This is a genomic window from Stenotrophomonas nitritireducens (assembly GCF_001431425.1).
Lineage (GTDB): Bacteria > Pseudomonadota > Gammaproteobacteria > Xanthomonadales > Xanthomonadaceae > Stenotrophomonas > Stenotrophomonas nitritireducens.
Genome location: NZ_LDJG01000024.1, coordinates 76427 through 86988, shown reverse-complemented (window position 1 = coordinate 86988; position 10562 = coordinate 76427). Strand labels below are relative to the sequence as shown.

At 68.2% G+C, this 10562-nt stretch carries 8 protein-coding genes and 1 pseudogene; 3 read left to right on the top strand and 6 right to left on the bottom strand.

Features of this window, described 5'->3' with window-relative positions:
- Nucleotides 1-22 precede the first annotated feature (22 nt).
- Both ABB22_RS14555 and ABB22_RS14550 read left to right on the top strand, forming a co-directional pair.
- Nucleotides 23-1297 (top strand): annotated as a pseudogene (locus ABB22_RS14555) (DUF885 domain-containing protein); the annotation flags it as partial.
- A 550-nt stretch (nucleotides 1298-1847) separates the two neighbouring features.
- On the top strand, nucleotides 1848-3008 hold the full coding sequence (locus tag ABB22_RS14550) for a metallophosphoesterase (RefSeq protein ID WP_055765454.1): 1161 nt from the start codon (nucleotides 1848-1850) through the stop codon (nucleotides 3006-3008).
- Between the two features lie 66 nt (nucleotides 3009-3074).
- Here the strand turns inward: ABB22_RS14550 and mtnC are convergent, their stop codons facing one another.
- The 5 genes from mtnC to ABB22_RS14525 form a co-directional block, all read right to left on the bottom strand.
- Entirely contained in the window at nucleotides 3075-3773 is a 699-nt protein-coding gene (mtnC, locus tag ABB22_RS14545; RefSeq protein ID WP_055765191.1) for an acireductone synthase, read from the bottom strand.
- Between the two features lie 163 nt (nucleotides 3774-3936).
- A complete protein-coding gene (locus ABB22_RS14540; RefSeq protein WP_055765194.1) occupies nucleotides 3937-4491 on the bottom strand; it encodes a 1,2-dihydroxy-3-keto-5-methylthiopentene dioxygenase in 555 nt (184 codons plus the stop codon).
- 92 nt (nucleotides 4492-4583) lie between these two features.
- On the bottom strand, nucleotides 4584-5231 hold the full coding sequence (locus ABB22_RS14535; protein ID WP_055765197.1) for a methylthioribulose 1-phosphate dehydratase: 648 nt from the start codon (nucleotides 5229-5231) through the stop codon (nucleotides 4584-4586).
- Nucleotides 5232-5338: 107 nt separating this feature from the next.
- Complete coding sequence (locus ABB22_RS14530) at nucleotides 5339-6784, bottom strand: amino acid permease (RefSeq protein WP_055765201.1); 1446 nt, start codon at nucleotides 6782-6784, stop codon at nucleotides 5339-5341.
- A 61-nt stretch (nucleotides 6785-6845) separates the two neighbouring features.
- Nucleotides 6846-8324: an amino acid permease gene (locus tag ABB22_RS14525; RefSeq protein WP_055765204.1), complete on the bottom strand. Its 1479-nt coding sequence runs from the start codon at nucleotides 8322-8324 to the stop codon at nucleotides 6846-6848.
- Between the two features lie 180 nt (nucleotides 8325-8504).
- Here ABB22_RS14525 and ABB22_RS14520 point away from each other — a divergent pair, with 180 nt between their 5' ends.
- On the top strand, nucleotides 8505-9056 hold the full coding sequence (locus ABB22_RS14520) for an NUDIX hydrolase (protein ID WP_055765206.1): 552 nt from the start codon (nucleotides 8505-8507) through the stop codon (nucleotides 9054-9056).
- Between the two features lie 120 nt (nucleotides 9057-9176).
- Here the strand turns inward: ABB22_RS14520 and serA are convergent, their stop codons facing one another.
- A complete protein-coding gene (serA, locus tag ABB22_RS14515; RefSeq protein ID WP_055765210.1) occupies nucleotides 9177-10418 on the bottom strand; it encodes a phosphoglycerate dehydrogenase in 1242 nt (413 codons plus the stop codon).
- Nucleotides 10419-10562: the final 144 nt, after the last annotated feature.

Here is a 10562-nt window from a genome sequence, read left to right as displayed (position 1 = left end):
CGGAAGCGTCAGAAGTGGATAAGAGACAGTCGCCAACATGCGCGAAGGCATGAAGGCCGGCGTGGTGCAGCCGCGCGTGCTGATGGAGAAAGTGGTGCCGCAGTTCGATGCGATCCTTGCCGCCAAGGCCGAGGACAGCCAGTTCTGGGGTCCGGTCAAGTCGATGCCGGCCGATTTCCCGGCCGCCGACAAGGAGCGCCTGACCGCCGCATTCCGCACGCTGATCGACGAGCAGCTGATGCCGGCGATCCGGAAGGAGCGCGATTTCATCGCCAATGAATACCTGCCGGCCACCCGCGACAGCGTCGGCCTGGATGCGCTGCCCGACGGCAAGGCGTGGTATGCCTTCAACGCCAGGCAGAGCACCACCACCACGCAGACCCCCGAGCAGATCCACGAGATCGGCCTGAAGGAAGTCGAGCGCATCCAGGGCGAGATGCGCAAGGTGATGGAACAGGTGGGCTTCAAGGGCTCGCTGCAGGATTTCTTCCGGTTCATGCAGCACGACAAGCAGTTCGAGTTCAAGTCGGAAGAGGCGCTGCTGGCGCACTACCGCGGGCTGGAGAAGACGATCGAGGCGAACGTGCCGAAGTTGTTCTCGCTGACGCCGAAGGCCGGCTTCGAGATCCGCCCGGTCGAGGCGTTCCGCGCGCAGTCGGCCGCCGGCGGCGAATACACCTCGCCAAGCGAGGACGGCAGCCGCCCGGGCATCTTCTACGTCAATACCTACGACCTGCCGACCCGCAAGACCTGGGACGCGGAGGACCTGTTCCTGCATGAAGCGATCCCGGGGCATCACTTCCAGATCGCGCTGCAGCAGGAACTGCAGGGCGTGCCGGCGTTCCGCCGCTTTGGCGGACAGACCGCCTTCATCGAGGGCTGGGGCCTGTACGCCGAAAGCCTGGGCAAGGACCTCGGCGTCTACACCGATCCGTACAACTATTTCGGCCGCCTGCAGGGCGAACTGTGGCGCGCGGTGCGGCTGGTGGTGGACACCGGCCTGCATTCCAAGGGCTGGACCCGCCAGCAGGTACTGGACTACATGTTCGCCAACTCCTCGGTCAGCGAGCCGGACGCCATCGCCGAAGCCGAGCGCTACATGGCCTGGCCGGGCCAGGCGCTGGCCTACAAGACCGGCGAGCTGAAGATCCAGGAATTGCGCAGGCGCGCCGAGCAGAAGCTGGGCGACAAGTTCGACATCCGCCAATTCCATGCCGAAGTGCTGAAGGACGGCTCGGTGCCGCTGGACGTGCTGGACGAGAAGGTCGACCGCTGGATCTCCGGCAAGACCTCGTAAACGGGGGGGCGCCCGGCTGGAGCTTTCCCGGTAAAGCCCCGCCGGGCGCTGCCCGGCGCTACAGAACCCGCCGCCTCGTAGAGCGGGGCACCGCCCCGCTGGAGCTTTCCCGGCAAAGCCCCGCCGGGCGCTGCCCGGCGCTACAGAACCGGCCGCCTTGTAGAGCGGGGCAACGCCCCGCTGGAGCTTTCCCGGTAAAGCCCCGCCGGGCGTTGCCCGGCGCTACAGAACCCGCCGCCTTGTAGAGCGGGGCACCGCCCCGCTGGAGCTTTCCCGGCAAAGCCCCGCCGGGCGTCGCCCGGCGCTACAGAACCCGCCGCCTCGTAGAGCGGGGCACCGCCCCGCTCGAGCCGTCCCGGCAAGGCCCCGCCGGGCGTTGCCCGGCGCTACGGAACCCGCCGCCTTGTAGAGCGGGGCACCGCCCCGCTGGAGCCGTCCCGGCAAGGCCCCGCCGGGTGTTGCCCGGCGCTACAGGGGCGGCATGCGAGAGTAGCGGCCCCTTCTCCGTTTCCTTCCGGCGGAACGTTCGCTGCCGCCGTGGTGCATGTCGATGATCGTACTGGTACTGCTCGTTCCCCTGTTGCTCGCATTCTGGCTGTGGTGGCCGGTGACCTCCCCGGGACGTCGCCCGCGGCGCTGGCATTTCGGTGTCACGCTGGCCTTCGCTCTGCTGCCGCCGGTGCTGGGTGCGCTGTGGCGCATGCATGCCCTGGGCGACGTCGCCGGCGCCTGGGTGCAGCTGCTGTTCGGCTGGGTGCTGGTGGCGTTCCTGCTGGTGCTGCCGCTGGTGCTGCTGCGCGACGCGTTGTGGCTGACGTTGCGCCTGCTGAAGACGGGTGTGCCGGCGCGCGCCCTGCTGCACGGCGTGCGGCTGAATCGTGGCATCGCGCTGGCGGGCGTGCTGCTGGCGACGCTGGGCGTGTTCAATGGCCTGAAACCGCCACAGGTGCACGAGCGCGAACTGGCGTTGTCCACCTTGCCGCCCGAACTGGACGGCCTGCGCGTGGCGGTGCTGGCCGATATCCATGCCAGCCCGGTCAAGGGCGCATGGCGCACACGGCGCATCGTCGATGAGGTATTGGCGGCGCGGCCCGACCTGATCGTGCTGCCGGGCGACATGGTCGACGGGCAGGTCGAAAGCAATGCGGCCAATGTCGCCGCGCTGGCCGAACTGCATGCGCCGCATGGCGTGTGGCTCGCGCCCGGCAACCACGAGTACTACAGCAACTACGCGGCGTGGATGGCGCACTTCCGGCAGCTGGGGCTAGGCGTGCTGGAGAACCAGACAGCGAAGCTCGACATCGGCGGCCGCACGCTGGCGGTGTCCGGCGTAGGCGATCCGGCGTTCTACCGGCGTGGCGACCTGGTCCACGATGGCATCGCCCCGGACATCCCCGCCGTGGTGCGGCAGGCGCAGGGAAGCGATTTCCACATCCTGCTCGCGCACCAGCCGCGGTTGGCGCGTACCGCCGCGGCCACCGGCGCCATCGACCTGCAGCTGTCGGGGCATACCCACGGCGGCCATATTCTCGGCATGGATCGCTGGCTGGTGGCCCCGGCCAACGACGGTTACGTGCGCGGCGGTTACCAGGTCGGCGGCATGACCCTGTTCGTCAGTCCCGGCGCTGGCCAGTGGGACGGCTTCACCGCGCGGCTGGGCGTGCCGTCGAGCATCGATGTGCTGGTGCTGCGCCGGGCGGACCGTGAGTAGCCGCCACGGGCGGCGCTTGCGCAACGGCAGGTTTCCGCAGGCGCGGCGTCAACGGCGACGATGCGCTCAAAGCACGATCTGGCTGAAATCCTCCACGCGCGCATGGCCGTGGGTGGCATCGCCGGTGCGCGGCATCGGGTAGTCGTCGCGGCGGTCCAGCAGCACGGTACGCAGTCCGGCTTCGCGTGCGGCATCCAGCTCCTCGACGATGTCGGACAGGAACAGGATGTCGCGCGGCGCGGCGCCGATGGCCGCGGCGATGCGCGCATAGCTGCCGGCCTCGCGCTTGCCGCCGATCTCGGTGTCGAAGTTGCCGGAAAACAGGCCGTTGAGGTCGCCGGCGTCGCTGAACCCGAAGAACAGTTTCTGCGCCGGCACCGAGCCGGAGGAATAGACGTACAGGGGGATGCCGGCGGCATGCCAGCCGCGCAGTACCGCGGCCACTTCCGGGTACAGGTGCGCGGTGTAGTCGCCGTTGCGGTAGCCGCTGTCCCAGATCATGCCCTGCAGCGCCTTGAGCGCGGTGTGCTTGCGGTCCTGGTCGATCCAGCCCTGCAGCGCCTCGACGATGACTTCGTCCTGGCAGGCGCTGGCGGCGATCTCGGTGGCGACGGCATCGAGCCAGCGGCGCACCTCCGGTTCCTGCCCATGCGCGCGCACGAAGCCGGGCAGGGCGCCGCGGGCGTAGGGGAACAGCACTTCCTTGACGAAGGAGATGCTCGAGGTGGTGCCTTCGATGTCGGTGAGGATGGCGCGGACGGTCATGGGGTTGTTCCGGTTCCTTCCCCTGCCGGGGAAGTCGCCCCCGAAGGGGCGGATGGGAGGCGGCGAAGCCGTGGAGTGGCAGGCGGGCGCTGGGGGGCCGGGCAGTGGATGCATCGCCGCCCTGCCGCCCTCATGCCAATCCCTTTCCTGCGGGCAGCGCTGGTCAGGCGGATTCCGGCTCGTAGCGCGGGAAGCGCTGCGCGATGTCGGTGCCGGTGAAGTGCCCGACCCAGCCATCCGGCTCGGTGAAGAAGCGGATCGCGACGAAGCTCGGTTCGGCCCCCATGTCGAACCAGTGGGTGGTGCTGTCCGGCACCGAGATCAGGTCGTCCTTGACGCATTCCACCTCATAGACCCTGTCGTCCACGTGCAGGGTGAACAGGCCCGAGCCGGCGACGAAGAAGCGCACTTCGTCCTCCTTGTGGTAATGCTCGTCGAGGAACTTCAGGCGGATCTCGGCGCGGTTGGGGTTGTCCGGCGCGATCGAGGCCACGTCCACGCTCTTGAAGCCGTGCGTGGCGACCAGGCGGTCGATGTCCTCGCGGTAGGCGGCGAACACGTCCTCCTGGCTGGCGCCCGGTGCGACCGGATGCCTGGCCTGCCAGCGTTCGAAGGTGACGCCGATCTTCTTCAGTTCGGTGCTGATGACCTGGCCGTCGCGGCTGTCGAGCAGCGGGGTGGCGGGATCGGTGTCGTTGAAGATGCGCAGTCGGCTCATGGCGGCGGCTCCGGGCGTGGGGATAAAAAGGGTAGCAGGCATGGGCACGGCATTGCCCCCGCCGGAGCGAGGCGGCGGGCGAATGCAGCGTTTCAGCCGGCGGCGCGCAGCCGGCGCAGTTCCAGCTCGCAATGGAGCAGGAACTCGAAGGCTTCCAGGTGGCGGCGCGCTTCGGCCATGTCGCGGCCCCAGGCGTACAGGCCGTGGCCGTCGATCAGGTAACCCCACATCGGCGCCCGGTCGAGTTCGGCCTCCACCTGTGCGGCGAGCGCGTCCATGTCCTGGGTATTGGCGAATACCTTCAGGTCCACCGCAGTCTCGTGGGTAGAGTTGCCGTGCAGCGCCTTGAGTAGCTCATAACCTTCCAGGCGGATGTGGCCATCGCCGCCGTACAGGCGCGAAGCGATCGTCTGCACCGGCGAGTGCGTGTGCAGCACGCAGCCCACTTCCGGGAAGCGCGCATAGAGCTGGGTGTGCAGCAGGGTCTCGGCCGAGGGGCGCAGCGGCCGGCCGACGGCCTTGCCGTGGAAATCCACGACCATGATGTCGGCCTCGACCAGCCGCCCCTTGTCCTTGCCCGACACGGTGATCGCGGCGTGGCGGTCGTCCAGGCGATGCGAGAAGTTGCTGCTGGTGGCCGGCGTCCAGCCGGCCTGGGCCAGTTCGCGGACGTTGTCGATCAACAACTGGGCCAGTTCGCTCAGGCGCTGGGCGTCGTAAGGGGCAGTGGGCGCGTTCATGCCGCCAATTCTACCCAGCCGGTGCCGGTTTGTTTGGCGTTGGCGGCAACGCAGAGCCCGGGGGAACGCCCCGGGCTCCGGTCATGCGCGGCCTGGTGCGTCGCTGCTCAGCCGTTGCGGGCCTTGTTGGCGGCATTGAGCTTGCTGTGCCGCATGCCGTAGGCGAAGTAGATGATGAAGCCGGTCAGCGTCCACAGGCCCATCAGCATCCAGTTGTGCAGGGTCATGGCGGTGAGCAGGGCGATGCAGCTGAGCACGCCCAGGCTGCACAGCAGCCAGGCTGCCGGCATGCGGAACGGGCGCGGCAGTTCCGGATGGGTGCGGCGCAGCACCAGCACGCCGGCGCAGACCGCGGCGAAGGCGATCAGCGTGCCCATCGAAGTCAGTTCGCCGAGGATGTCCAGCGGGAACAGCGCCGCCAGCAGGGCGATGCCGATGCCGGTGATGACGGTGTTGATGTGCGGGGTGCGGTACTTCGGGTGGATGCGGGTGAACACCGGCGGCAGCAGGCCGTCGCGGCCCATGATCATGAAGATGCGCGGCTGGCCGATGATCATCACCAGCACCACCGAGGACAAGCCGATCAGCGCGCCGACCTCGACGATGATGCGCAGCCAGCCCAGCTGCGGATGTGCGGCCACCGCGGTCACCACCGGCTCGGCGGTGCCGAGCAGCTTGTACGGCACCAGGCCGGTCATCACCGCGGCCATGGCGATGTACAGCACGGTGCACACCACCAGCGACAGCAGCATGCCGATGGGCATGTCGCGCTGCGGCTTGTGCGATTCCTGCGCCGCCACCGACACCGCCTCGAAGCCGATGTAGGCGAAGAACACCATCGCCGCGCCGCGCAGCACGCCTTCGAAGCCATACTTGCCCGGGCCTTCGTTGGCGGGGATGAACGGGGTCCAGTTGCCCGGGTCCACGTACTTCCAGCCGGCGAAGATCACCAGCACGATCAGCCCGGTCTTGAGCACGACCATGGCCATGTTCATCGCCGAGGACTTGCGGATGCCCACGTAACAGAGCCAGGTCAGCAGCAGCACCAGGCCGGCCGCCGGCAGGTTGGCGATGGCGCCGGTCGGGCGCAGCTTCTCGTCCAGCGGCGCGTTGACCAGCGCCGCCGGCAGGTGGATGTCGAAATGGCTGAGCAGGCTGAGGAAATAGCCGGTCCAGCTCACCGCCACCGCCGAGGCGGAGACGCCGTACTCGAGCACCAGCATCCAGCCGATGAACCAGGCCGACAGTTCGCCGAAGGTGGCGTAGGTATAGGTATAGGCGCTGCCGGAGACCGGCACCATCGCCGCGAACTCGGCATAGGCCATGGCGCAGAACGCGCAGCACACCGCGGCCAGGATGAAGGACAGCATGATCGCCGGGCCGGCGTGGTTGGCCGCGGCCTGGCCGGTGATGACGAAGATGCCGCCGCCGATCACCGCGCCGATGCCCAGCGCGGTCAGGCCCCACGGGCCCAGGGTGCGGCGCAGGCTCAGGCCGTTGGCCTCCTCATGGGCGGCGTGCGGATGTTTGGTGGCCCACAATTGCTTGAACATGGTGCGTCTTCGCTCGTCGTGCGTGCAGGAGCGGCCGGCGCGATGGCCGGCCGGAGGAAAATCAGGCGTTCTGGTTCAGCTTGCTGTGGCGCATGCCGTAGCCGAGATAGATGGCGACGCCCAGCACGTTCCACAGCACGAACACCAGCCAGTGGGCGGCGAAGGCCATCGCGAACAGGGACAGGCAGATCAGCGCGCCCAGCGGCGCGACCAGCCACACCGCCGGCACGCGGAATGCGCGCGGCATTTCCGGGCGGGTACGGCGCAGGATCAGCACGCCGATGCAGACCGTGGCGAAGGCCAGCAGCGTGCCCATCGCGACCAGCTCGCCCAGCACGTTCAGCGGCACCAGCCCGCCCAGCATGGCGGCGACCACGCCGACGATCACCGTGCTCAGGTGCGGGGTGCGGAACTTCGGGTGCACCTTGCCGAATATCGGCGGCAGCAGGCCGTCGCGGGAAATGGTGTAGGCGATGCGGGTCTGGCCCATCATCATCACCAGCACCACCGAGGACAGGCCGGCGATGGCGCCGATCTCGACCCAGGTCTTGAGCCACGCCAGGTTGGCATAGGCTTCCAGCGCCGTGGCCACCGGCTTGTCGGTGCCGAGCTTGGTGTAGTGCATGAGCCCGGTCATCACCGCGCAGACCACGATGTAGATGATGGTGCACACCGCCAGCGAGCCGAGCAGGCCGATCGGCATGTTCCGTTGCGGGTCCTTGGTCTCGCCGGCGGCGGTGGAGACCGCGTCGAAGCCGATGTAGGCGAAGAACACGATGGAGGCCGCGCGGAACACGCCGCTCCAGCCGAAATCGCCGAAAACGCCGGTGGTGTTGTCGGGGATGAAGGGCGTCCAGTTTTCCGGATTGACATACATCGCGCCGAAACCCACGAACAGGCAGATCACCGCCACCTTGATGGCGACGATCACCGCATTGACGAACGTGGACTGGGTGACGCCGACGTACAGCAGCCCCGAGATCACGGCGATGATGAGCACCGCCGGCAGGTTGAGCAGTTTGCCGGAGGCGACGAACTGGCCGTTTTCCCAGGCGATCGGCGCGGCGGTCAGCGCCTCGGGGAAGGGCAGGTGCAGGGTGCTGGTAAGGAAACTGAGCAGGTAGGCCGACCAGCCGACCGCCACCGACGAGGAGGCGAACAGGTACTCCAGCACCAGACACCAGCCGATGAACCAGGCCATGCCCTCGCCCAGAGTGGCGTAGGAGTACGAATAGGCGCTGCCGGAGACCGGCATCATCGCCGCGAACTCCGCATAGCACAGGCCGGCGAAGGCGCAGGCCAGCCCGGCCAGCACGAACGACAGCATGATCGCGGGGCCGGCGTGGTGGGCCGCGGCCTGGCCCGTGATGACGAAGATGCCGGCGCCGATCACCGCGCCCATGCCCAACAGGATCAGGTGCTTGGCTGTGAGGGTGCGCTTGAGCGTGGCTTCGCCCTGCAGGCTGCCTTCCACCGGTTCGCCGGCATCCACGTGTGCGGTCGGCTCGACCGGTTTGACCCTCAACAGTGTTTTGAGCATTCGCTGTTTTCCAGACCTGGGTGTTGTTCCACGCATCGGCGGGGATGCGTAAGGGACGATGCAAGCTGAACCGCTGGCAACGTCCTACCTTGCCAAAGGCAAAGGAAACCGACAAGCGCAGGTGCAGCATGGACGGCGATAATGAGCGCCGGATCGGACCGAAGGGATGTGCCTGCAGTCATGCTCGAACACGATGGGAAGCTGCGCGACGCGCTGCAGGACTATGCGCGGGGGGTGCCGGAGCACGTGGCGTTGGCGGGCCAGTTCCTGCAGCTGCTGGACGAGGGGGGCGAGGATCCGTTCGCGCGCTCGCGCCTGGCCGGCCATTTCACCGGCAGTGCCTGGCTGGTCAGCGCCGACGGCAGGCGGGTGCTGCTGACCCACCACCGCAAGCTGGAACGCTGGCTGCAGCTGGGCGGCCACGCCGACGGCGACCGCGACCTGGCCGGAGTTGCCCTGCGCGAGGCGCAGGAAGAGTCGGGGCTGTCCGGGCTGCGGCTGGAGACGCGGACACCGTTCGACCTGGACCGGCACTGGATTCCCGAGCGCGGGCAGGTGCCCGGCCATTGGCATTACGACGCGCGCTACGTGGTGCGTGCCGCGGCGGATGAGCGTTTCGTGGTCAGCGAGGAGTCGCTGGAACTGGCGTGGCGCGACATTGCCGCCATCGCCGCCGACGCGCAGGCGGACGAATCGCTGCGGCGCATGGCGCGGCGCTGGCTCGCCGCGTGAGCTCCCGCGAGAGGGGCGGCTTGCCTCCAGTCCGGTCCCGGTAATGCCGGCCGCTGGCCGGCAGCTTCGGGATCATCGTCATTGCGGTTGCCGGCCAGCGGCCGGCACTGCCGCGGCGGCTCAGTACAGGATGCGGGTGCGCAGCGTGCCGTCGATCGCGGCCAGTTCGTCGCGGATCGCGTTGGCCTGTTCCTCGGTGGCGGTGATGTCCACGACCACATAGCCCAGCTTCGGGTTGGTGCGCAGGAACTGGCCGTCGATGTTGAGGTTGTGGCGCGAGAACACTTCGTTGAGCCGCGACAGCACGCCAGGCACGTTGCGGTGGATATGCAGCAGGCGCAGGCTCTGTTCGTGCTCGGGCAGGGTCACTTCCGGGAAGTTGACCGCCGACAGGGTGCTGCCGTTGTCGCTGTAGCGGACCAGCTTGGCGGCCACCTCGATGCCGATGTTGTCCTGCGCCTCCAGCGTGCTGCCGCCGACGTGCGGGGTCAGGATCACGTTGTCGTGTTCGATCAGCGGCGACTCGAAGCGGTCGCCATTGCCCTGCGGCTCGACCGGGAACACGTCCAGCGCGGCGCCGCCGATGTGCCCGGAGCGCAGCGCCGCGTCGAGCGCTTCGATCACCACCACGGTGCCGCGCGCGGCGTTGATCAGGTGCGCGCCGCGCTTCATCTTCGCCAGCTGGGGCGCGCCGATCATCCATTGCGTGGCCGCGGTTTCCGGCACGTGCAGGGTGACGACGTCGGCGCGGGCGAGCAGGTCGTCCAGGCTGGCGGCCGGCTGCGCGTTGCCCAGCGACAGCTTGGTCTCGATGTCGTGGAAGATCACCTGCATGCCCAGCGCCTCGGCCAGCACGCCGACCTGGGTGCCGATGTGGCCGTAGCCGACGATGCCCAGGGTCTTGCCGCGCACCTCGTGGCTGCCGGCGGCCGACTTGGACCAGCCGCCGCGGTGGCATTGCGCGTTCTTCTGCGGCACGCCGCGGGTCAGCATGATGGCTTCGGCGATCACCAGTTCGGCCACCGAGCGGGTGTTGGAATAGGGCGCGTTGAATACCGGGATGCCGGCCAGCTCGGCCGCTTCCAGGTCCACCTGGTTGGTGCCGATGCAGAAGCAGCCGGCGGCGATCAGGCGCTTGCCGTGCGCCAGCACCTCGGCGGTGAGCTGGGTGCGCGAGCGCAGGCCGACGATGTGCGCCTCGGCGATGCGCGCCTTCAGCTCGTCGTCCGGCAGGGCCTTGGTGTGATATTCGATCTGCGTGTAACCGGCCGCCTTGAATGTTTCCACCGCGGTCTGGCTGACCCCCTCCAGCAACAAAACACGGATGTCCTGCTTTGGGAACGAGGTTTTCTTCGGCGACATGGCGGTGGCGGCTGTGCGAGCGGAGGGAGTTACCGACTATGCCAGAAGCGACCGGCTCTTGTGCACTGCGACACCTGGTAATGTCTTGATAACCCGACAGTTTCAGCTGAATCCATCGCCGCCGCCTGCTGCCGCTGGACGTGC